The sequence below is a fragment of the Citrobacter freundii ATCC 8090 = MTCC 1658 = NBRC 12681 genome, assembly GCF_011064845.1.
Classification (GTDB): domain Bacteria; phylum Pseudomonadota; class Gammaproteobacteria; order Enterobacterales; family Enterobacteriaceae; genus Citrobacter; species Citrobacter freundii.
This window is the reverse complement of sequence record NZ_CP049015.1, coordinates 3236660-3259385: the sequence shown is the minus strand read 5'-3', so window position 1 is coordinate 3259385 and position 22726 is coordinate 3236660. Positions and strand designations below refer to the sequence as shown.

Genomic DNA, 22726 nt, shown 5'->3' with positions numbered 1-22726 from the left:
TTAAATCGCCTTGTTGGGATCGAACGCGTCGCGTACCGCTTCACCAATAAAGATCAGAAGCGATAAGAGCAGGGCAACGGAGATGAACGCGGTGATGCCAAGCCACGGTGCCTGCAGGTTGTTTTTACCCTGTAACAGAAGTTCTCCCAGCGATGGCGAGCCAAGCGGTAAGCCAAACCCAAGAAAATCCAGCGAGGTTAGAGTGGTTATCGAGGCGCACAAAATAAACGGTAAAAAGGTCAGAGCGGCAACCATCGCATTGGGTAGCATATGGCGCAGAATAATACTGCTATCGCTCACGCCGAGCGCCTGAGCGGCACGAATATAATCAAAGTTTCGGGTACGTAAAAACTCCGCGCGCACCACGCCAACCAGGCTCATCCAGCCAAACAACACGGTAATACCCAGCAGCCACCAGAAGTTAGGCTGGACAACGCTCGACAGTAGAATGATGAGAAACAGCGTTGGCATACCGGACCAAACTTCAATGAATCGTTGCCCCCACAGGTCCACCTTGCCGCCATAATAGCCCTGTATTGCGCCAGCCATAATGCCCATCACGCTCGAACACAGGGTGAGCATTAAGCCAAATAAGACCGAAATACGTGTGCCGTAGAGGATCCGTGCCAGTACATCACCGCCGTTGGCGTCTGTTCCCAGCCAGTTTTGTGCAGAAGGCGGGGAAGGGAAGGGCTTATCGGTGGCAAAGTTAATGCTGGTGGCCCCAAAGCGTATTGGTGCCCACAGGATCCAGCCCTGGTTTTCCAGGCGCTGCTGTAGCCACGGATCCTGATAATCAGCCCGGGTCGCCAGCGGTCCGCCGAAGTCGCTTTCACTGTAGTTTTTGAACAGGGGGAAATACCAGCTATTGTCGTAGCGCACCAGTAACGGCTTATCATTGGCAATCAGTTCTGAACACAGACTAAGACCGAACAGCACCAGAAAAATCCACAGCGACCAGTAGCCGCGACGGTTGTGGCGAAAGCGCGCCCAGCGGGCCTGATTGACGGGGCTTAATCGCGACATTAGCGTCCCTCAAAATCAATACGGGGATCGACCAGCGTATAGCTGATGTCGCTGAGGATATTCAGCAGCAGACCGATCAGGGTGAAGATATAGAGTGTGCCAAACATTACCGGATAGTCGCGCGATACGGTGGATTCATACCCCAGTAGTCCCAGACCGTTAAGCGAGAACATCACCTCAATCAGCAGCGAACCGGTAAAAAACATGCTGATAAACGTCGCCGGGAAGCCGGCGATCACCAGCAACATGGCATTGCGAAACACATGTTTCCACAGAATATTTTTCTCGCTGACCCCTTTAGCGCGTGCGGTGACGACATACTGTTTGCGCACCTCATCCAGAAATGAGTTCTTGGTCAGCATAGTCAGCGCGGCAAACCCACCAACTACCGTCGCCAGCACCGGCAGGGTAATATGCCAAAGGTAGTCGGTCACTTTCTGATACCAGGGCAGGGAGTCAAAATTGGCGGAAACCAGCCCGCGCAGCGGGAACAGGTCGTAGTAGCTGCCCCCGGCAAAAAAGACGATCAGCAAAATGGCAAACAGAAAGGCCGGAATGGCATAGCCAATAATAATAAATGCGCTACTCCAGACATCAAAACGGCTGCCGTTGTGAACCGCTTTGCGGATCCCAAGGGGTATCGACACCAGATAGATGATGAGCGTACTCCATAGGCCCAGCGTAACGGAAACCGGCAGGCTGTCTTTGATAAGCGTCAGCACAGAGGCGCTACGAAACAGGCTGTCGCCGAAATCGAAACGAATATAGTCCCAAAGCATTTTGAAATAACGCTCATGAATGGGCTTATCGAACCCGTAGCGCCGAGTGATTTCCGCGATGACTTCCGGGTCCAGACCCCGGCCGCCGCGATAATTACTGTCGCTGATGTTACCAACGCCGGTTTGCGCATGGCTGGCGCGAACGCCTTCGCTACCCGCGCCAGGTAATGCCCCGCTTTGCCCGAACTCAATGGCGGCGACGGCCTGTTCAACCGGACCGCCGGGGGCAATTTGCACGATAAAAAAGTTGATGGTGATGATGGCCCAAAGCGTTGGGATCACCAGCAGCAGACGTCGAATCAGATAAGCGCCCATCTATTCTCCCTGCCGTCTGGCTGCGGGCAGTTTCGCCGCTTTGTTGACGTCATACCACCAGTTGTCGAGGCCAATGGTATAAATTGGGCGAATAGCCGGATGCGAAAATTTGTCCCACCAGGCGATACGATCCTCGGCCATAAACCACATCGGCAACATGTAGTAATTCCAGGTTAAAACTCTGTCCAGTACCCGGCCGAGTGGGATCAGTTTGGCTTTATCACCTTGCGCGGCAATGATTTGACCGATCAGCTTATCGATAACCGGGCTTTGCACACCGGGGGCGTTATAGCTGGAGTCAATATATTGAGAAGCCCACAGAATTTGCAGGTCTGAACTCGGCCACGGCATTGCGCGATACAACCTTGGCATCATGTCATAGTCGCGACTGCGTAAGCGGTTGGTAATTTGTGAGTTATCAACCTGGCGGATGTTCATGGTAATGCCTAAGCGGTGCAGGTTGTGCTGGAACGGCAACACCCACTGACTGTTGCTGCCCGCCGGGAGCAATAGTTCAAAGCTCAGAGGTTTACCGCTGACGCTGTTTACGCGCTGCTGCCCCTTGAGTACCCATCCGGCTTGTTCCAGCAAGGTATCGGCTTTCAGCAAGTTCTCACGATCGTAGCCATCGCCTTTTGATTTTGGCGGCTGATAGATTTGGCTGAAGACCTCAGGAGGGAGATCTTTTTTCAAGGGCGCGAGTACCACCAGTTCATCTGCATCGGGGTATTTTGTCGCAGCATATTCGGTATTCTGAAAATAGCTGTTGGTCCGGCTCCAGGCGTTATAGAACAGGGCTTTATTCATCCATTCAAAATCAAAGGCCAGCGTGATGGCTTCCCGCACCCGTCGGTCACTGAACACCGGACGCTGAATATTAAAAGCCAGCCAGCGCGTATCCTGGGCGGATTCATTTTTTTGTTCATCTTTGATGATGTAATGATTCGCAAAATTTTTCCCGGTATAACGCGTCGCCCAGTTTTTGGCATCATTTTCAAGACGCAGATCAAACGCACCGGCCTTAAACGCTTCAAAGGCGACGTTATCATCCAGATAATAGTCGTAGCGGATGGTATCGAAGTTCCAGCGTCCACGATTGACGGGTAGATTAGCGGCCCAATAATCTTTGACGCGCGAATAGACAATATACTGGCCCATCTTCCATTTGGTAATGCGATAAGGGCCGCTGGCGAGCGGTGGCGATGATAAGGGATCGCTGAGCTTATGGTCTTTCCAGTACTTCTCTGGCATCACGGGTAATGAAAACAGGCTGAGCATGTCCTCTTTACTCGGTTTGGCTAATTCAATGCGTACGGTTAATGGCGCGATGGCTTTTACCGTTGTTCCCTTGTAGACCAGACGAAACTGTGGCACGCCTTCAGTCATAAATTTGTGGAAGGTGAATGCGACGTCGCGGGCGGTAATGGGTGATCCATCGTGAAAACGCGCTCGTGGATTAATGGCAATTTCTACCCAGGAATAGTCGTCAGCATAGCGTGCGCTGTCGGCAATGAGCGGGTAATAGCTACCAGGCTCATCGTCAGAGGTTGTAAACAGCGTATCGTAAAGCGTTTCGGTACGTGCGCCGGGATTACCTCGCATTGCATAGCGGTTAAAGTTGTCAAATGTGCCAATGGCGGAGAGGGTGATTTGACCACCTTTAGGGGCTGCGGGATTAACATAATCGAAGTGATTAAAGTTAAACGCGTACTTCGGTTCACCCAGCACGGCAAAAGCATAGCTTTCTTTGATGGATTGCGCCTGGGCGCTAAACCCGATGAGGGTGATAAACAGAAGCAATACGCGAGGGATCATTAAAAGCGATTTCCTTTTCCTGCCACAACCCGACGGGCATCATGCCTGAAAGATAAGAGATGTAGCGGCGAGTGAGAATATATGAATCGCATACTGCGATCACCACGTCGGCTTATTGGGCTGCGCCATCCAACGCACGAAATCAGCAAGCTTTAATGGGCGGCTAATCCAGTATCCCTGGAAAAAATGTACTCCACGTTCGCGCAGCCAACGGGCTTGCTCAGGTGTTTCTACCCCTTCAGCAACCGTCAGCATATTAAGACGTTTAGAGAGTGTCAACACGGCGTCCAGAACCGGAGAGGTCAGGGTTTCCGTCCCAATGGCGTTAATAAAGCCGCGATCGATTTTCAGGTAGTCAACGGTAAAGCGTTCCAGATAAATAAGTGCGCTATGACCGGTGCCAAAATCATCAATGGCAATCTCAAAACCTGCTGAATGCAGCCATTCAAATAGCTCGATTGCCTTGTTTTGATGCAGCATATCCCTCTCGGTGATTTCCAGCACCAGTTGAAAATAGTTCGCGGGAAGGCAGGCGTACAGGCGTTGAATATCATCTTTAAACGTCTCGCCGTGTAAGTGCGTTGGCGCGATATTGATCCCCAATTTTGCGCCAGCGGGTAACACTTTTTGCAGCATCGGCGCGTCCTGGGCTATCAGCTTAAAGAGGTGCTGGGTTAGCGGCACAATCATTTTCTGTGATTCTGCGTAATGAATAAAGGCATCCGGGGGGATCTCACCGGTGGTCGGGTGATGCCAGCGTAATAGTACCTCAACACCTTTCACCTCCAGCGTTTGCACCTCTACCACGGGCTGGTACACCACATAAAACTGATTGTGTTTGATGGCGTTAAGGATATCTTTCCCCGGGCGTAAACGGACGGCATAGATGTAGTACCAGAGAAGGAGAGCGGTCATGATCCCGGCCATGCATCCGAGCATGATGGCGTATCCAACATCTTTATACGTCCACCGATCCGCGTAAAAACGCACCTCCAACGGGAATGTAGACAAGGCTGCATTATATGATGGGAGAGCAGGGAGTTCAGACACGGGGATTAATTGTTTGGAAAACGTGGTGATAGCCGTCTTCCCGACGATGAGTGCCACACCGTTGAAATCATCTTGCCGGGCGTTATAGAGAAGATAGGGTGCCAGGTTAACATTCAGGGTGGCAAAAACGCCGCTGTTCTGTAATGAATGATTGCGATACCAAATGAGTATTGCCGGTTTATTCGGCATCATTGGCGTACCGGGCTGGAGATCCATATCGATATCTTTCGTCATGTCCAGCACGGGAACCAATTGCTGAAGAGGCGTATTCATTGAACCGGTTGCTGAAGAGCAGAAAGCGATACCGTCTTTTACCAGCAAAAAGGCCCGCACATTCAGGCTAAACGCGGCGCTGGAAGTGAGTTGAGCTGAAGCTTGCGAGCAGGTGTCTTTTACCAGAGGTTGCAGTGTGTTGGTGGTGGTTTCAAGGTCAGCGAAGAAACTTTCAATATAGTTTTGTATGTTAGACGTTAGCGTGTCGTACTTTGCGTTTCGTTGATGCCATGACATAAAAAACTGCAGTGAGCTGACGAGTAACGCGACGACTATCCCCGTTATAACGCAGGTGAGCAGGAGTTTCCGATCGGAAGAAGAGGAGCGCCTTAACATAGTTCCTTATGTTTACCTGAAGTAACCACTTATCCTGTATGAATATAACCTGAAATGACTCATGTTGTGAGATTTTTCTTAGTCACAAGGGCAAAGCAAAAAAAAACACCGCCGCAGCAGTGCTTTTTTATATGTCTCATCAGGATAGCCAAGGGATAGCTGCCAAACGAAATTAACTGCGGCTTAGAACCCGGCGAGCTTCGTTGTAACGTTTTTTCCAGTAAGGCTCGTTCATGCTGGAAATGATAACGCCACTGCTGGTCGAGGCATGTACGAACTGGTTGTTGCCGATATAAATACCGACGTGTCGGCCAGTAGAGCCAGCACGGAACAGAACCAGATCGCCTGTACGCAGATTAGTGCGCGAAACGGATTTACCCGTTTCCTGTTGTTCATAGGTTGAGCGAGGAAGCTCTAAACCAAATTGCTCACGAAACGTACGCTGTACGAAGCTTGAACAATCAATGCCTTTTTTGGTGCTGCCGCCAAGGCGGTAACGCACGCCTTTCCAGTCAGCATATTGGTCCATAATACGTGATTTAACATCGATATTACGTACCATATTTTCAAATTCATCCTGAGAGGCTTGCAGTGAAGAGTTATCTCCATTGCCCACAGCATGCGTCTCAGAATGCATATTCCTGGCGGTGTTCGTTGTGCTACATGCAGAAAGCAGAACCGCAACTGCTATCGCGGGTATGCCCCGCAAGATATATCTCAAAATCGGTTGAGATTTGACCATTTTGTTTGTTTTCCCTTGAAGTCCTTAACGATAAATATCGTTATAAAAAATGCCAAACGTGACGAGACTAATTACCATCGCACGATGAGACAATTCCTTAAGGTCAAATCTGTGGCAGAACGCACAAATTTATTCTGAAAGGGAATAATTATCCCGCGAGGCAAAACGTGTTCGAGATTACCCGATCGTTCCGGTCAATGCGAGTGATTTTACGTGATTTCTTATAAGAAAAATTGATACAGAAAGTGAATAAACGGCATTGTCTAAATTAAGAACAATCAGGGTAAAAAACACGCAACTTACTCATTTTAAACATGAATAAGATGACAGGAGAATGACAATCAGAATGATGAAATATTGCCAGGCATCATCAGGGAATCAGAAGTATCCCTGATGATGTTAATTACTCTGCGTTATTTGTTTAAAAATTGTTTGTTTTTGCCGGGTAGATAATTCACGAACAGAGTGACTAATCGGTCGCTTAATGGCGTCATTAGCCACCAGGGGAGGCCAATCAAGACCACCGTCATGGAACCAACCACGATATCGGTGAGCCAGTGGGCGCCAATCATTACGCGTGGGAAGGCAAAAACCACAGCGATAATGAGGCCGATTATTCCTGCGACTTTTCCGAAATAACGCAGCATGAATGCGGAAAAAATAAGCAACATCATGCCGTGATCGCCAGGAAAACTGTCTTTCGACGCATCTTTGGTCGGAATATGCAGCAGTTCGCTGACGCGATAAATATTATCCAGCATCAGGGTTGGGCTGGCACGTTTAACGGGAATAAGCGCCTGGCCCAGCTGATTTAATATCACTGCGGTAAGCAGCATAACCAAACCGATAGCCACAATGCGTCGGCGACCTTCCGATGTCTCTTTGAGCCAAAAGTGCAGCATCAATGCGCCCATTGCCAGCAATGAGCAGCCATCAAATGCCCGGTTATTGGTTATAGCAACAACCCATAAGAACAGCGGACTTTCCACCAGTTTATGATTAAAGAAGCGGAAAACGCCCGTATCCAGTGAAGACCAGAACCCATGCCCGGCTGGAATATACCAGGACAGAAACAGTGCCAGGCCCACAATATTAAGCAGGAGGATTAGAGGGTATCGGGTTTTCATCGTCGTTTACCATTGCTAAAAAACGAAGGCAACCTTACGCGCTAGCGCCTAAACGAAGTCTCAACAATGCGCTCTGTAGCGCATTCCAGTCGGTCTCGGTATCGGCGATGAGTTCAATACGACTATCTGGTGGCGCGACGTTTTGCGTCTCTATATGCCAGTCGTCTCCCTGGCGGTTAATGCGTACCAGTCCTTCTTTAATACGCATTACCCCCTTCACTCGTCCAACAGGAGCAAGACGCGACCATTCCAGCAGACCGATAGTATCGAACACAGTATCGGCGTCAAAAATCCAACCGCAGGCCTGATGGCCCTGTCCGCTGTTCAGGCTACGACGCCAGCGCTGCTGTGCGGGTAGACTCAACGCTGCTAGCCCCTTTTTGTCGGCATGACTATGGGCGTGCTCCGCGCTTGCAGGAAGCTCTGCCAGGTTTAGTCGGGGCAAATCCAGTAGCTGTCCGTCAATTTGTCCATGGTCGGCATGAACTAACTGGCGATTACCTCCATAGTGTTGCCACCAGCTTTGCAGGGCGTCTTCGCTTCCCGTCGTGGCACGGTCGGTTTTGTTGGCAACAATGATATCTGCGGCGGCCAGCTGGTCGCGGAAATTGTCATTGGCGACGCTTTTTTCATCCAGTAACAGCCGCGGGTCAAGAATACAGAGGGTCGCACGCAGATCGATCCACGGTTCGTAAACCGGTGCGGTGAGTAAATCCAGAATCTGTTTAGGGTGGCCGAGGCCGGTGGGTTCAATGAGCAGACGGTCAGGTTTTCCCTGACGTAGCAGCGTATTGAGACCAACCTGCATCGGCAGACCGTTAACGCAGCACATACAGCCGCCGGGGATCTCTTTTAACAGCGCACCGCTGTTAGCCAGTAGCGCGCCATCAATGCCAACTTCGCCAAACTCATTAACCAGCACGGCCCACTTCTCAGCAGGATCTTTGTTTGCCAATAAATGAAGAATAGAGGTGGTTTTGCCACTGCCGAGAAAACCGGTGATGAGATTGGTTTTAGTCACATTTACTCCAGAATCATAAATTACCGTAATGGCATTTAACAATCCTGGCGAAAAACGGTGAAAAAGAGAAGGGGTGAGAGGACGAAGACGCGCTTCGTCCTGTTTAATGGCAGAAATCGTTAACTTTTTAACGTATCAATGACAGCCTGATGCGCACCGTATTGGGCAATGCGTTGCCAGGCCTGCTGAATGGCCGCGACAAACTGCGGATTCTGGACGAGATCGGTAGCGAAAATTTCGCGCAGCGAAAGCAGGGCGCTGACACGTTCTGATTCAGTACTCTGTTTAACCAGAGCGGCAATTTTCTCACTTAGTGGGTCACGAATATCAATTGCTGCGCCTGAGTCATCCACGCCGCTCACATAACGCATCCAGCCTGCGACACCGAGCGCCAGCAGCGGCCATTCGCTTTGGCGGGCTAAATGTACGCGGATCCCTTCCAACATGCGCTGGGGTAATTTCTGGCTACCGTCCATCGCAATTTGCCAGGTTTTATGTTTCAACGCTGGGTTGGCAAAACGCTCCAACAGGCTAAGGGCATACTGGTCTAAATCAACGTCGATAATTTGCAGCGTAGGCGCCTGTTCGTTGAGCATCAGACGGTAGGCGGCTTCACGAAATGCGCTGTCCTGCATGCAGTCGCTGATGTGCTGGAACCCGGCCAGATAACCGAGATAAGCCAGAAACGAATGACTGCCGTTCAGCATCCGCAGTTTCATTTGTTCCCACGGCAAGACGTTTTCGACCATCTGAACACCCGCCGTTTCCCATTGTGGGCGGCCACACACAAAATTATCTTCAATCACCCACTGGATAAACGGTTCGCAGCTGATTGCGCAAGGATCGGCAACGCCCAGCTCGCGTGCGATTTCAGCCAGTGACTCTTCGGTAGCGGCAGGAACAATGCGATCCACCATGGTACCCGGGAAGCTGACATGCTCCTGAATCCAGGTTGCCAGTTCTGGTGAACGTTTTTCCGCCATTCCCAGTACGGCGTTTTTTACCACATGACCATTGTCCGGGATATTATCGCAAGAGAGGACGGTAAACGGCTGTAGCCCGCGTTCACGCCGGCGGTGTAGCGCTTCAACAATAATTCCTGGGACAGAGTGCGGTTCAGTCGGTGTTTGCAGATCGTGAGCAATACGTGGATTACTGAGGTCTAACGAGCCTGTAGCCGGATCGATGCAGTAGCCTTTTTCCGTAATGGTTAACGAGACAATAGCCACCTGAGGCTCGCAGAATTTTTCAATAATAGCCGCCAGTGAATCCAGCCTGGCGTTGAGACATTCGTTGACGGAGCCGATAACAATCGGTTGGTTGCCGTTGGCCCCTTTCTCCAGCACGGTAAATAAATGATCCTGTTCGCGCAGTTGGCTCATCAGTCGATCGCCGCTGAACAGACTGATCTCACAAATACCCCAGTCTCCACCCTGCGCATTCAGCACCCTGTCGGTGAGTAACGCCTGATGGGCGCGGTGAAAAGCACCGAAACCAAAATGTACAATCCGCGTTTTTAATTGCTGGCGGTCGTACTGCGGCATCATGACATTTTCCGCCAGTGGCGCTGAGGCAATAGTTTTCATTAAATACACCTGATTAACCATAAATTAACAATGGCAGTATAAAGTTATATGACAACAAATTGAATTGGTGTGCCTCATTTATCCGGGGAATGTGAGCTTGATCAACCAATCATCGGCAATGTGTTGATCATCTAACGGATACCTGTATGGTAGTCGTCATTAAGGTGATTTAATTTGGTATAACAACTTGTGAGGTAAAACAATGGAACAAACCTGGCGTTGGTACGGACCTAACGATCCGGTATCGCTTGATGATGTGCGTCAGGCTGGCGCAACGGGTGTTGTAACCGCCTTGCACCATATTCCTAACGGTGAAGTGTGGCCGGTAGAAGAAATTCAACAGCGTCAGGCCATTCTGGCTGAAAAAGGGCTGACCTGGTCGGTGGTGGAAAGTATCCCTGTCCACGAAGATATCAAAACGCGTTCAGGTCAATATCAAACGTGGATTGCCAACTATCAGCAGAGTATCCGTAATCTTGCGACCTGCGGCATCGATACCGTGTGCTATAACTTCATGCCGATCCTCGACTGGACGCGTACCGACCTCGAATATCAGCTGCCGGATGGTTCCAAAGCGCTGCGTTTTGACCAGATTGCCTTTGCGGCTTTCGAGCTGCACATTCTGCAACGCCCGGGAGCTGAAGCGGATTATACCGACGAAGAACAACGCCAGGCGCTGGACTACTTCAATGCCATGAGCGATGCAGAAATTGAAAAGCTGACACGCAATATCATTGCTGGCCTGCCTGGCGCAGAAGAGGGCTATACGCTGGATCAGTTTCGTGCTCGCCTTGCTGAATATGGCGGCATCAGTAAAGACGATCTGCGCGAAAATATGGCGGTATTCCTGCGGGCGATTGTGCCAGTGGCAGAGGAAGTCGGTGTGCGTCTGGCCGTGCATCCTGACGATCCGCCGCGCCCGATCCTCGGCCTGCCGCGTATCGTTTCGACTATCGAAGATATGCAGTGGCTGAAAGAAACCGTCGACAGTATTAATAATGGTTTCACCATGTGTACCGGTTCTTACGGCGTGCGCGCTGATAACGATCTGGTGAAAATGATCGAAACCTTTGGCGATCGTATCCACTTCACGCACCTGCGCTCGACCTGTCGTGAAGATAACCCGAAAACGTTCCACGAAGGTGCGCACCTGCAGGGTGATGTGGATATGGTATCGGTGGTGGCTGCCATTTTGAGCGAAGAGCAGCGGCGTAAAAAGGCGGGCGACCTGCGTCCTATCCCGATGCGTCCGGATCATGGGCACCAGATGCTTGACGATCTGCACAAGAAAACCAATCCGGGCTACTCGGCGATTGGTCGCCTGAAAGGACTGGCAGAAGTCCGCGGCGTTGAGCTGGCGCTGAAACAAACGCAGTTCCGCGACCTGCTGTAAGTCTAACAACAGGGATTGCGCTACAGGCGCAATCCCTGTTATTCATCAAGGCTGCGCGAGCGCCTGCTCCAGCACTGTCAGCACTTTATTGATCTGCTGTATCTGCAATCCACCAAAACCAAAAAACATAACAGCATCGCTGTTTTCTTTGCGCCATGCGGCTTCTGATCCATTTTCTATATCCGGCAGAGTGTCGAAACGGATCCCAGCCAACAGGCAGCTTTGTTGCAACCTGGCGATGAATTCGGTATGTCTGGCAATGCGTAACGAGAGGTGCAGACCTGCCGTTGCGCCAGCGATTTTCCCTTCGGGAAACAGAGTGGACAGGCCATCGCGTAACAGAGTGAGGCGCGTCGCATAGCTGCAGGCCAGCTTGCTGATATGCGTATAAAAAACCTGATTTTGCATCAGTTCGGCTAAAAATTGCTGCAACAACCACTGACTGCCGTTGTTATTGAGCGCTTTCATGTTCTGTACCGCCGGAAGCAGTTCATCAGGGCAAATAAGATAGCCAAGCCGTGCGCCTGGCCCCAGTGTTTTAGAAAATGTCCCCATATAGATAACCCGGTTGTGATAATCCATGGCTTTCAGCGCGGGAAGGGGATTGTCCCCATAGGTAAAAACGGCATCGTAATCGTCTTCAATGATGTAAGCGCCGACGCGTTGCGCCCACGTTAATAATGACTGACGGCGCTCCAGCGAAAGCACACTTCCCATCGGATACTGATGAGCTGGAGTAACATAACAAAGCTGGGTTTCATACTCGGGTAAATTATCTGTTTGCAGCCCGTGGTTATCTACGGCAATTGACGTAATGTCTGCACCGTAATAATTAAAGAGATGCCATGCGCCAGAATAACAAGGGGATTCGGTCACAATATGGCACTTTTTTTGCTGACTGACAGCATGATGAATAATAAATATTTGGCTGAGTAGTGATAATCCTTCCTGAATCCCGTTGGTAATGATGATGTTCTCTGCTCGGGTATTAATTCCGCGGGATAAATTAAGGTATCTGACCAGTTGCTCACGTAGTGAAAATAATCCATTTGGTGAATGATACCGGGTAAATAATTGTTCTTTAAGTATGCTTGGAGCATTATTCCATTTCCGCCAGCTTGACCAGGGAAAAGCGTTGGGGTCGGGGACGCCCATCCGGCAGTAGCACTCTCGTCCAGGCTCGGCGTAAACATCGGTAGAGACCCCGGCAGCTTTAGGTTTTACCGGTGGGGAGCCTTGGGTTACGGGCACATGAGTTGGGGTTATACGTACAGGCGTGGTGAATATCACTTCATAGCCAATGCCGTGTCGGCTCTTGATTAACCCAGCCGCCATCAGCTTATCATAGGCCATCACTACCGTTATTTTAGCAACGTGCAATACCTGAGCCTGCTCGCGAATAGAGGGGAGTTTGTCTCCACAAAGCAAATCACCCTGCTGAATTGCCTGGAAATAAAATTGAAATATCTGCAGTTGCAGCGGAGTACGGCTTTCTCTATTGAGCGTCAGTGTTAGCATAAGAAATTCCTTATTTACAGATGGTCACTATATTACGAATTTCTGATCTTTACTATTTGACTCACCTCATAGAGTGGCTGCTGTTCCTATAATCTGCTTTCGCTGTCTCTATTTTTGATTTTTATTATCCCTTAGCGTGTCGCTATTAAAAAATGGAGGCAAGCATGTCGTGGATAAGAAAGAACGCATTGTGGTGCGCATTCGTCGGGGCGGTAGTAATGGCCTTGGCTATTTGGGGAACGTGGCAAGGCGTTCATTACACCAGTACCACCGAATTTTGTTTATCGTGTCACTCGATGCGCACGGCTGGAGAGGAATATAAAACCAGCGTGCATTTTCGCAACGCGTCTGGCGTGCGGGCTGAGTGTAAGGATTGTCATATTCCACCGGGCGTTGTGCCAACGCTTATTCGTAAAACTGAAGCCTTAAACGATCTCTATCACACCTTTATTTCTCCTTCTATCGACACTCCGGAAAAGTTTGCAGCCAAACGCTCGGAGCTGGCCCAACGGGAGTGGGCGCGCATGAGCGCGAATAATTCAGCGGCGTGTAAATCCTGCCATAGCTATGAGGCAATGGATCATGGCAAGCAATCGGCAAATGCGGCGGCGCAAATGACCGCGGCGGCAGCAAAAGACAGTAACTGTATCGATTGCCACAAAGGAATAGCCCATCACAAACCCGATATGAGCAGCGGTTTTCGCGATCGCTTTAAGCAGCTACAGCGTCAGGGAGATACGCCAACGGATGCGTCCACACTGTTCTCATTAAGCGAAAAATCATTGGCGGCAACGGCAGAAAGTCCGGCAGGGAAGGCGCTGTTATTTCCCGCCACCGAGGCCAAGGTGCTGAAAAAAGAAGGCAGTAACGTCCAGCTCGAAATTACGGGCTGGCGTGAAAGCAAAGGGCGTGGACGGGTGATCACCCAGTATATGGGGAAACGCGTTTTCTCCGCCGTGCTCGATGAGCCCCTGATGGCGAACGTAAAAGTGCTACAAACCCAGGTCGATCCTGATTCACATCAGGAATGGCAGCAGGTGAGCGTCACCGCCTGGACCACCGATCAGGACTTTATCAGCACACTTGCGCCAATCTGGGAGTACTCAGATCAAATGCTGCAATCCACCTGTAGCGCCTGTCATAGCACTCCTCCTACGACCCGATATACCGCTAATGGCTGGATCGCTGGATTGAAAGCCATGTCGACCTATTACCGGCTTAATCCGGTGGAGGAACGTACGTTGTTGAAATACCTCCAGACCCACGCCAGCGATGTGTCTGACACCAACAAAAAGTAAGGATAATGTATGGATATTCATGACTTTAATCCGTCCCGCCGCCGTTTTCTCAGCGGTATGTTGGCGGTGGGTGCTGCCAGCGCACTGGCGCCTAATCCGCTGATATCAAAAGTGTGGGCGGCGGGGGAAAATCCCGAACAGTGGATTCAATCAGGTTCGCACTATGGCGCTTTTGAAGCCAAAGTGGTCAACGGTGAGTGGACCGAAACCCGTCCGTTCAAACATGACAAATATCCCTGCGATATGCTGAACGCGGTGCGTGAAGTGGTCTACAACCCGTCGCGGGTGCGCTACCCGATGGTGCGTCTGGACTGGCTGCTTAAACGTGAGGAGTCGGATCGCAGCCAGCGCGGAGATAACCGTTTTGTACGGGTCAGTTGGGATCAGGCGCTGGATTTGTTGTACGAAGAGCTGGAGCGGGTGCAAAAAACTTATGGTTCATCAGGCGTATTTACCGGGCTTGCTGACTGGCAAATGGTAGGCAAATACCATAAAGCGGGCGGGGCGATGGACCGGGGACTTGGTCTGCATGGTAGCTATGTGACAACTGTCGGCGACTATTCTGCGGCAGCGGCCCAGGTCATTTTACCGCATGTGATTGGTTCACTGGAAGTTTATGAGCAGCAGACGTCACTCCCGCTGGTGATTCAAAACAGCAATACCATCGTGTTGTGGGGTTGCGATCCGATCAAGAACTTGCAGATCGAGTTTTTGGTTCCCGATCACGATGCATTTGGCTACTGGCAGCAGATTAAAGAGGCGGTAGCGCAGAATAAGATGCGCGTTATCAGCGTTGATCCAGTGCGTAGCAAATCTCAAAACTATCTTGGCTGCGAGCAATTGGCGTTGCGGCCACAAACCGATGTCGCGTTAATGCTGGCACTGGCGCATACCCTGTACGAAGAAAAACTGTACGACACGGCGTTTATTACCGATTACACCGTCGGCTTTGAACAGTTTTTACCGTACCTGCTGGGCGAGAGTGATAAGCAGCCGAAAAATGCCGAATGGGCGGCTGAAATCTGCGGGCTGACAGCAGAGCAGATCCGAGACTTCGCCCGCCTGTTGGTGAAAGGCAGGACACAGTTTATGGGCGGTTGGTGCGTACAACGCATGCACCACGGTGAGCAGTATCCGTGGATGCTGGTGGTACTGGCCAGTATGGTCGGTCAAATTGGTTTGCCCGGCGGCGGGGTCGGATTTGGCTGGCACTATAACGGGGGTGGGACGGTAACATCGACCGGGCCAGTGCTCTCCGGGCTGGGGAGTATTACTAATCCCCCGCAGGCGAAGTACAAAGCGGATTTTCGCGGCGCATCGGAGCATATCCCCACTTCGCGTATCGTTGACTGCCTGCTTGCGCCAGGCAACAAGATTGCCTTCAACGGTGAGACGTTAACGTATCCTGACATCAAAATGGCGATCTACAGTGCGGCCAATCCATTCCACGCCCAGCAGGACAGGAACCGCATGATCGACGCGTGGAAAAAGCTGGAAACCGTGGTGGTGTTAGATCACCAATGGACCGCGTCGTGCCGTTTTGCCGATATCGTTCTGCCTGTGACCACCCGTTTTGAACGTAACGATATTGAGCAGTTCGGCACGCATTCGAATAAAGGGCTGATGGCGCTGCATCAGATTGTTAAACCGCAATACGAAGCGCGGCATGATTTTGACATCTTTGCCGGGCTGTGTAAGCGATTTGATAAGGAAGCGGTGTACCGTGAAAACCGGAATGAAATGCAGTGGATACAGGCGCTTTATGACGAAGGTGTGAAGATGGGGGCGTCGCTCGGTGTTACCTTACCGGACTTCACAACGTTCTGGCAGGGTGACGGATATATTGAATATCCGCCGGGTCAGCCGTGGGTACGTCACGGCGAGTTTCGTGAGCAGCCAGACCTGAATCCGCTGGGAACGCCGTCAGGTCTTATTGAAATCTACAGCAAAACCATCGCGGGCTTTGCCTATGAGGATTGTCCGGGGTATCCGGTGTGGATGGAACCCTTTGAGCGTACCCATAGCGGCAAAAAAGATAAATACCCGCTGCATTTGCAATCCTGCCATCCGGATAAACGTCTACATTCCCAGTTGTGCTCAAGCGAGGCGTTTCGCAGCACCTATGCAGTTGCCGGAAGAGAGCCGCTTTATATCAGCGAACAGGATGCCACCACTCGTGGCTTAAAAGCCGGTGATATCGCCCGCGTTTTTAACGCTCGTGGTCAGGTACTGGCTGGCGTGGTAATCAGTCCGGATTTTACCCCTGGCGTGGTCCGTATTCATGAAGGCGCGTGGTACTCCCCGCAGGAAGGGGGGAAAGCCGGAACATTATGCACCTATGGCGACCCGAACGTGCTGAGTGCGGATATCGGTACTTCACAGCTGGCCCAGGGGCCTTCAGCACATACCGTGCTGGTGGAGGTCGAGCGTTATCAGCAGAAAGCCCCGCAGGTGACGGCTTTCGGTGGTCCGCAGATTGTGAAAGAGGAGGGGACCAGTGCAGCATAATCAAATTCATCAGCAGCGGGCGGCTGTGTACCAGTGGTTTTCGCAACTGTTATTTCGTGAGCTGGATGAAAAACAGCTCGCCAGTCTGGAAAATGGCAATAGCCAGGCATGGATTGCCTCACTCGAGGCGATCCCCGGATTATCTGCCAATGTTAAACGTTTTGAGCGTAGCCTGGGCCGGGTTCTGCGGCGCGACTCCCGACAGCTTGAGTTGGCCGCAGATTTTGCCTCGTTGTTTCTGCTGGCCCCGCCGGCTAGTGTTTCTCCCTATGCGGGGCACTATCCACACACGACGGCGGCAGAAGAACGTCTGCAAATGAATGTGCTGCTGGTTGAGCAAGGGCTGGCGGCTCGGGAGAATGAACCCTCCGATCATATTGCCGTACAGTTGGCATTAATGGCGAGGATGGTTGCTAAAGAGGAGAAATTCTCCGCGCAGTATTACTTTTTGCATCATCATATTCTGTGCTGGGCACCGTTATTTCGCGACGCTTGTCTGGTGCGGGATAACGAGGGGTTTTATCCTCAGGCGGTTAATCTGATAGTACGTTTTATGCAAGAGGATGAACAGTATCTGGAGTCGCTGCTGATGGATGATTTTTATTTCAGCAGTCAGCGCTGAAAATGACAAAGGGACAGCCTGCGCTGTAATGCCAGTCAGTAAAGCATTATGGAGAATATTTGATTGCGGCATAGGGTTCCGTTCACCTCAGTGGAGTCATTTCTCTGAAACGCCGTTACCCGTGAACGTGCAAGGGAGGCTCACCGCCGCCTCCCTTGCATCCCAGGCTCCCGGCGGGAAAATCATCGCTGCGCGAGTTATTCGTCTTATGCCGTCTGCCTGTCGGGTCGGTGCCGAGCCTGCATCCTTGCAGGCCGTCCCCTCTGCCCGCATCCCTGCGGGCAGCCCCGGTCAGCCGTCAACGCCTCATCGTTTTTCAGCCGGACCGGGGTCATCGCTTTAACGCTCTGGCTTCCAGTTAAATCTGTTTTGCTGTTTAAACAAAAAACGCAGGTGGTCAGGTGTGGGCTGGTCCGGCTGAAAATTGCCGACGTGTTTCCGTAAGGCCGGGAGAACCCGCATGGATGCGGGTTCAGGGCGCGTTTTGCAGGGACGCTACCTCGCGCCCGGCCCGGTAGCCTGGAGGAATAAGCGGAGGGAACCACGAAGTGGCAATTTTCCCGCCGGGAGCCGGGATTGTTAAGGGTACGGCGATAGTACCCTTAACACGTTCACAGGCAGTATGGTTTCAGAGAAGTGATACCACTAAAGTGAACGGAACATTTTGCCAGAGATAACATGCCATTATCTTTGGTTCACCTGTAACGACAGGAGATTAATCTGCACGGCCCATATAGCGACGTTCTTCGATATGAATACGGATTTTTTCACCCGCACTAAGATACTCAGGAACCTGGATCACCAGACCGGTGCTCAGGGTTGCTGGCTTGTTGCGCGCACTCGCTGAAGCACCTTTAATACCCGGTGAGGTTTCAACGATTTCCAGGTCTACGGTCTGCGGCAGTTCAAGCGCCAGCAGTTGGCCGTCCCAGGTCAGTACCTGCATATCCGGCATACCGCCTTCCGGCATGAACAGCAGCTCTTCTTCAATCTGGTCTTTGGTGAAGGTATACGGGGTATAGTCTTCTTTATCCATAAAGATATATTCGTTGCCATCGACGTAGGAGAAATCAACCCCGCGGCGGCTCAGGGTGACGGTATCCACGATATCGTCGCCTTTGAAGCGCTCTTCAACTTTCAGACCGGTACGCACATCAGAAAAACGCATTTTGTACAGCGTAGCTGCACCACGTGCGGACGGTGATTGAATATCGATATCTTTTACAATCAGCAGTTTGCCGTTGTAGTTCAGTACCATACCTTTTTTAATTTCGTTCGCTCTTGGCATCGAAAAAATCCTGTAGTGAGGAGTGTCTAAAATATCGCGTAAAACTACTCGCGCCGGGGCATTCAGGCAAGCGGAATTGATGCTTTTGCTGGTGCCAAAAAGGTGGTACTGTGCGCTTTCCGCACAATCCGATGGTTTACGATAAAGAGAGTACTGTATGGAATGCCGTCCGGATTGTGGTGCATGCTGCACCGCGCCTTCAATCTCCAGTCCCATCCCTGGCATGCCTGATGGCAAACCTGCTAATACGCCATGCGTTCAGCTGGATGAATCCCTGCGTTGCAAAATTTTTGCTTCGCCGCTACGACCAAAAGTGTGTGGCGGTTTACAGCCCAGTGCGGAAATGTGCGGACAGACGACGCACCATGCCATGGTTTATCTCATCGAGCTTGAAGCGCTGACCGCGCCTTAAACGTCCTTGATGCGCGCAAGGCACACGACGGTAGCGACGATCATCACCAGCGCAAACCAGAACACCGCGTGATAGTTCCAGATTTCAGCGGCAATCCCCGCCAGCGATCCGGCAATAATCCAGCCCACGCGAATGGTATTCGTATACAGGGTCGTTGCTGAGCCTGCCTGTCCTGGCATCAGATCCTGGAAATAGAGCATGCCAATTCCGCCGAGGATGCCGATGTAAATCGCATTCAGCAGCTGTAAGCCAAGTAATATCGCCGGAGAGTGAGCCAGCAGCATACCGGCATAAAAGAAGAATCCGGCGACGACGGCAATTCTCATCAACAGACGTTTGCCCAGACGCTTTGCAAAATAGCCAGCAATCAACATGGTCGGGATTTCCAGTCCGGCAGCGGTACCCATCATGATGCCAGCCAGTTTTTCCGGCAGATGCAGTTCGTTGATGATAAACAGCGGCATATTAATGATATAGAGACTATTAGTGCCCCACATTAATGTGCAGATAACAAACAGCAGCAGCGTGTCGCGTCGATTGCGGCGCGGGGCTTCAACTGCGCCTGTTGCGAGCGGCACGTTTTTACTCATCGAGGGTAAAAATAACCAGACCATTACGCCGCAGACAACAAACGCCACCGCTGCGCTGAGATACATCACCGTAAAGCTGAACCCCATGGCCAGCGCGTAGGCCAGCGGTGGGCCAATTACCCAGGCCAGCGAAACCTGCGCACGTAATATTGAGCTGAACATGACGGCTTCCCGACCTGTGCGATCGGCGTGTTCACGGGCGAGAGCGAACATTTGCGGGTTGGCAGTCGATCCAAAGCTGCTGAGGAATACCCCGATAAACAGCAGAATAAAATAGTTACGGTTCCAGGCGAACAGCACGCAGGCCAGCATCCCCAGCACGCAGCAAAACACAATCAGGTTTTTGCGATCGCCTTTTTTATCCGAGCGCCCGGCCAGAAACCGACTCACCAAAATGCCGATCACGGCGCTGCCGGTAAAAAAGAACCCGACCATGCCGGGACGGGCATGGACTTCATCCGTCAGAAAAAGGCTAAGCGTTGGCGTCTGCAACGCACCGGCGATACCCGTCAGAAATGCGACAAGCAGGAACGCCGAAGACGTTAAATCAAACGCCTTGGGTGTGGCGGCTACGGGGGTGTTATGCATGTTTTGATATCAATGATGTGAAGAGACGCGGAGTTTACGCCGCTTGTCAGAAAATAAACAGGGAGCCAAATCAAAATCGGCATCAAAAATCAAAATAGCATTTCAGTCAAAGAATGCTGTTTGCTGACGTTGCTGAATCTGACAAGCTGACGCCGTTTTTCCGTCAGCAGTTTTTTCTCCCTCGCAGAGAAAATGTGCGTTATCTCTAAATTCAGCAAGTAATTTGTCAACTTTACTTGTGTGCTGAAGAAAAAAGAGCAAGACTTCTTGAAACGTTTCAGCGTCATCTCGCCATAACTGATGGAGTCAGGTGACGCCTTTTTTCTCATGTTAGCTGAATCGTTTCAAATCAGCGGGAGAGGAGAACCATGTTCCAGTTATCTGTTCAGGATATTCACCCGGGCGAACAGGCCGGGAATAAAGAAGAGGCTATTCGCCAGGTTGCCGCTGCCTTAGTGCAGGCGGGTAACGTCGCGGAAGGCTACGTCGATGGCATGCTGGCGCGCGAACAACAGACGTCCACGTTCCTCGGCAACGGTATTGCGATTCCTCACGGTACGACGGACACGCGCGGTCAGGTGCTGAAAACCGGTGTGCAGGTTTTTCAGTTTCCGCAGGGCGTGACCTGGGGCGAAGGGCAGGTTGCTTATGTGGCAATCGGCATCGCCGCAAGCTCTGATGAACATCTCGGTTTACTGCGTCAGCTGACACACGTGCTGAGCGATGACTCCGTCGCTGAACAGCTGAAATCTGCGACCACGGCGGAAGAACTGCGTGCGCTGCTGATGGGCGAAAAGCAAAGCGAACAGCTGAAGCTTGATAACGAAACGCTGTCGCTGGATGTCGTGGCCAACTCGCTGGTGACGCTGCAGGCACTCAACGCGGCACGACTGAAAGAAGTCGGTGCGGTTGACGCCACCTTTGTGGCCAGAGCAATCAATGAGCAGCCGATGAATCTCGGTCAGGGGATCTGGCTGAATGACTGTGCTGAAGGCAACGTGCGTAGCGCTGTTGCGGTCAGCCGTGCAGCAACAACATTCGATGTAGAAGGTGAAGCGGCAGCCCTGCTGGTGACCGTCGCCATGAATGACGATCAACCGGTTGCCGTGCTGAAGCGCCTTGGCGATGTGCTGCTGAATAATAAAGCTGACCGTTTGTTGAAAGCCGATGCGGCAACGGTGCTGGCGCTGCTGACCAGCGATGACGCCTTAACTGATGATGTACTGAGCGCCGAATTTATTGTGCGCAATGAGCATGGGTTACATGCCCGCCCGGGCACCATGCTGGTGAATACGATTAAACAATTTAACAGTGAAATTACCGTGACAAATCTTGATGGAACCGGCAAACCGGCGAATGGACGCAGTCTGATGAAAGTTGTGGCATTAGGTGTGAAAAAAGGACATCACCTGCGCTTTACCGCACAGGGCGAAGATGCTGAACAGGCGCTGAAGGCGATTGGAGAAGCCATCGCGGCAGGTCTGGGGGAGGGCGCGTAATGAGCAGACGTGTTGCGACTATCACCCTTAACCCGGCTTACGACCTGGTGGGCTTTTGCCCGGAAATTGAACGCGGTGAAGTGAACCTGGTTAAAACCACCGGTCTGCACGCGGCAGGGAAAGGAATTAACGTCGCTAAGGTTTTGAAGGATTTAGGTATCGATGTCACTGTGGGCGGCTTCCTGGGTAAAGACAACCAGGATGGTTTTCAGCAGTTGTTCAGCGAACTGGGTATTGCCAACCGTTTTCAGGTTGTACAAGGGCGTACCCGTATCAACGTCAAACTGACCGAAAAAGACGGTGAAGTTTCTGACTTTAATTTCTCCGGCTTTGAAGTCACCCCGGCTGACTGGGAACGCTTTGTGAATGACTCGCTGAGCTGGCTGGGCCAGTTCGACATGGTGTGCGTCAGCGGCAGTTTGCCGACCGGCGTAAGCCCGGAAGCCTTCACCGACTGGATGACGCGCCTGCGCAGTCAGTGTCCTTGCATTATCTTTGATAGTAGTCGTGAAGCGTTGGTGGCGGGTCTGAAAGCGGCACCGTGGCTGGTGAAACCAAACCGTCGTGAGCTGGAAATCTGGGCAGGCCGCAAACTGCCGGAAATGAAAGATGTGATTGATGCGGCGCATGCGCTGCGCGAGCAGGGTATTGCTCACGTGGTGATTTCACTCGGCGCGGAAGGTGCGCTGTGGGTTAACGCTTCAGGTGAATGGATTGCTAAACCGCCGTCAGTTGAGGTGGTCAGCACCGTCGGCGCGGGTGATTCAATGGTTGGCGGTCTGATTTACGGCCTGCTGATGCGTGAGTCCAGTGAACATACCCTGCGTCTGGCGACGGCTGTTGCCGCCCTGGCAGTAAGCCAAAGCAATGTAGGCATTACCGATCGTCCTCAGTTGGCCGCAATGATGGCGCGTGTCGACTTAAAACCGTTTAACTGACA

General features: G+C 51.6%; 18 protein-coding genes. 7 read left to right on the top strand and 11 right to left on the bottom strand.

Going from position 1 to position 22726, the window contains the following annotated elements:
* The 8 genes from G4551_RS15830 to G4551_RS15795 all read right to left on the bottom strand — a co-directional run bounded on the left by G4551_RS15830 (window position 1) and on the right by G4551_RS15795 (window position 10070).
* The gene (locus G4551_RS15830) at window positions 1-1026 is read right to left on the bottom strand and encodes an ABC transporter permease (RefSeq protein ID WP_003840055.1); all 1026 of its coding nucleotides are present in this window, start codon (window positions 1024-1026) and stop codon (window positions 1-3) included.
* On the bottom strand, window positions 1026-2120 hold the full coding sequence (locus tag G4551_RS15825; RefSeq protein WP_003834575.1) for a microcin C ABC transporter permease YejB: 1095 nt from the start codon (window positions 2118-2120) through the stop codon (window positions 1026-1028). Before G4551_RS15825 ends, G4551_RS15830 begins: the two co-directional genes overlap by 1 nt.
* Window positions 2121-3935: an extracellular solute-binding protein gene (locus G4551_RS15820; protein ID WP_003840057.1), complete on the bottom strand. Its 1815-nt coding sequence runs from the start codon at window positions 3933-3935 to the stop codon at window positions 2121-2123.
* Window positions 3936-4034: 99 nt separating this feature from the next.
* Entirely contained in the window at window positions 4035-5594 is a 1560-nt protein-coding gene (locus tag G4551_RS15815; protein ID WP_003840059.1) for a cyclic di-GMP phosphodiesterase, read from the bottom strand.
* A gap of 172 nt (window positions 5595-5766) precedes the next feature.
* Window positions 5767-6336: a bifunctional murein DD-endopeptidase/murein LD-carboxypeptidase gene (mepS, locus tag G4551_RS15810; protein ID WP_003027474.1), complete on the bottom strand. Its 570-nt coding sequence runs from the start codon at window positions 6334-6336 to the stop codon at window positions 5767-5769.
* A 413-nt stretch (window positions 6337-6749) separates the two neighbouring features.
* A complete protein-coding gene (locus tag G4551_RS15805) occupies window positions 6750-7463 on the bottom strand; it encodes a phosphatase PAP2 family protein (protein ID WP_003840063.1) in 714 nt (237 codons plus the stop codon).
* 34 nt (window positions 7464-7497) lie between these two features.
* Window positions 7498-8484, bottom strand: coding sequence for a CobW family GTP-binding protein (locus G4551_RS15800; RefSeq protein WP_003840064.1), 987 nt, complete (start codon window positions 8482-8484; stop codon window positions 7498-7500).
* Window positions 8485-8603: 119 nt separating this feature from the next.
* Entirely contained in the window at window positions 8604-10070 is a 1467-nt protein-coding gene (locus tag G4551_RS15795) for a mannitol dehydrogenase family protein (RefSeq protein WP_003840066.1), read from the bottom strand.
* A gap of 202 nt (window positions 10071-10272) precedes the next feature.
* Between G4551_RS15795 and uxuA the strand changes: the two genes are divergently transcribed.
* Window positions 10273-11463: a mannonate dehydratase gene (gene uxuA / locus G4551_RS15790; protein WP_003840068.1), complete on the top strand. Its 1191-nt coding sequence runs from the start codon at window positions 10273-10275 to the stop codon at window positions 11461-11463.
* Window positions 11464-11508: 45 nt separating this feature from the next.
* On the opposite strand, the gene pdxR is transcribed toward uxuA, so the two are convergent.
* Window positions 11509-12981 (bottom strand): MocR-like pyridoxine biosynthesis transcription factor PdxR, encoded by a 1473-nt coding sequence (pdxR, locus tag G4551_RS15785; protein WP_003840070.1) that lies wholly within the window; start codon window positions 12979-12981, stop codon window positions 11509-11511.
* A 164-nt stretch (window positions 12982-13145) separates the two neighbouring features.
* On the opposite strand from pdxR, the gene torC reads away from it, so the two are divergent.
* From torC to torD, 3 genes are read left to right on the top strand one after another with little or no spacing between them, the layout of a single operon-like run.
* A complete protein-coding gene (gene torC, locus G4551_RS15780; RefSeq protein WP_032939215.1) occupies window positions 13146-14279 on the top strand; it encodes a pentaheme c-type cytochrome TorC in 1134 nt (377 codons plus the stop codon).
* Window positions 14280-14288: 9 nt separating this feature from the next.
* Window positions 14289-16787, top strand: coding sequence for a trimethylamine-N-oxide reductase TorA (gene torA, locus G4551_RS15775; RefSeq protein ID WP_003840074.1), 2499 nt, complete (start codon window positions 14289-14291; stop codon window positions 16785-16787).
* The gene (gene torD / locus G4551_RS15770; RefSeq protein WP_003840076.1) at window positions 16777-17409 is read left to right on the top strand and encodes a molecular chaperone TorD; all 633 of its coding nucleotides are present in this window, start codon (window positions 16777-16779) and stop codon (window positions 17407-17409) included. Before torA ends, torD begins: the two co-directional genes overlap by 11 nt.
* A gap of 715 nt (window positions 17410-18124) precedes the next feature.
* Here the strand turns inward: torD and yeiP are convergent.
* Window positions 18125-18697 (bottom strand): elongation factor P-like protein YeiP, encoded by a 573-nt coding sequence (gene yeiP, locus G4551_RS15765; protein ID WP_003027452.1) that lies wholly within the window; start codon window positions 18695-18697, stop codon window positions 18125-18127.
* Between the two features lie 157 nt (window positions 18698-18854).
* Between yeiP and G4551_RS15760 the strand changes: the two genes are divergently transcribed.
* Window positions 18855-19109 carry a YkgJ family cysteine cluster protein gene (locus G4551_RS15760; RefSeq protein WP_003840078.1) on the top strand — a complete coding sequence of 85 codons (255 nt, stop codon included), beginning with the start codon at window positions 18855-18857 and terminating at the stop codon, window positions 19107-19109.
* On the opposite strand, the gene setB is transcribed toward G4551_RS15760, so the two are convergent.
* Window positions 19106-20287 carry a sugar efflux transporter SetB gene (setB, locus tag G4551_RS15755; protein WP_003840079.1) on the bottom strand — a complete coding sequence of 394 codons (1182 nt, stop codon included), beginning with the start codon at window positions 20285-20287 and terminating at the stop codon, window positions 19106-19108. The genes G4551_RS15760 and setB overlap by 4 nt on opposite strands.
* A gap of 368 nt (window positions 20288-20655) precedes the next feature.
* Here setB and fruB point away from each other — a divergent pair, with 368 nt between their 5' ends.
* A complete protein-coding gene (gene fruB, locus G4551_RS15750; protein ID WP_003840082.1) occupies window positions 20656-21786 on the top strand; it encodes a fused PTS fructose transporter subunit IIA/HPr protein in 1131 nt (376 codons plus the stop codon).
* Window positions 21786-22724: a 1-phosphofructokinase gene (gene fruK, locus G4551_RS15745; RefSeq protein ID WP_003027446.1), complete on the top strand. Its 939-nt coding sequence runs from the start codon at window positions 21786-21788 to the stop codon at window positions 22722-22724. The genes fruB and fruK overlap by 1 nt, the downstream gene beginning before the upstream one ends.
* Window positions 22725-22726: the final 2 nt, after the last annotated feature.

Bases quoted from the DNA above. Each gene is read 5' to 3' on its own strand.
- G4551_RS15830 (WP_003840055.1), bottom strand. From the start codon at position 1,026: ATGTCGCGATTAAGCCCCGTCAATCAGGCCCGCTGGGCGCGCTTTCGC.
- G4551_RS15825 (WP_003834575.1), bottom strand. From the start codon at position 2,120: ATGGGCGCTTATCTGATTCGACGTCTGCTGCTGGTGATCCCAACGCTT.
- G4551_RS15820 (WP_003840057.1), bottom strand. From the start codon at position 3,935: ATGATCCCTCGCGTATTGCTTCTGTTTATCACCCTCATCGGGTTTAGC.
- G4551_RS15815 (WP_003840059.1), bottom strand. From the start codon at position 5,594: ATGTTAAGGCGCTCCTCTTCTTCCGATCGGAAACTCCTGCTCACCTGC.
- mepS (WP_003027474.1), bottom strand. From the start codon at position 6,336: ATGGTCAAATCTCAACCGATTTTGAGATATATCTTGCGGGGCATACCC.
- G4551_RS15805 (WP_003840063.1), bottom strand. From the start codon at position 7,463: ATGAAAACCCGATACCCTCTAATCCTCCTGCTTAATATTGTGGGCCTG.
- G4551_RS15795 (WP_003840066.1), bottom strand. From the start codon at position 10,070: ATGAAAACTATTGCCTCAGCGCCACTGGCGGAAAATGTCATGATGCCG.
- uxuA (WP_003840068.1), top strand. From the start codon at position 10,273: ATGGAACAAACCTGGCGTTGGTACGGACCTAACGATCCGGTATCGCTT.
- pdxR (WP_003840070.1), bottom strand. From the start codon at position 12,981: ATGCTAACACTGACGCTCAATAGAGAAAGCCGTACTCCGCTGCAACTG.
- torC (WP_032939215.1), top strand. From the start codon at position 13,146: ATGTCGTGGATAAGAAAGAACGCATTGTGGTGCGCATTCGTCGGGGCG.
- torA (WP_003840074.1), top strand. From the start codon at position 14,289: ATGGATATTCATGACTTTAATCCGTCCCGCCGCCGTTTTCTCAGCGGT.
- yeiP (WP_003027452.1), bottom strand. From the start codon at position 18,697: ATGCCAAGAGCGAACGAAATTAAAAAAGGTATGGTACTGAACTACAAC.
- G4551_RS15760 (WP_003840078.1), top strand. From the start codon at position 18,855: ATGGAATGCCGTCCGGATTGTGGTGCATGCTGCACCGCGCCTTCAATC.
- setB (WP_003840079.1), bottom strand. From the start codon at position 20,287: ATGCATAACACCCCCGTAGCCGCCACACCCAAGGCGTTTGATTTAACG.
- fruB (WP_003840082.1), top strand. From the start codon at position 20,656: ATGTTCCAGTTATCTGTTCAGGATATTCACCCGGGCGAACAGGCCGGG.
- fruK (WP_003027446.1), top strand. From the start codon at position 21,786: ATGAGCAGACGTGTTGCGACTATCACCCTTAACCCGGCTTACGACCTG.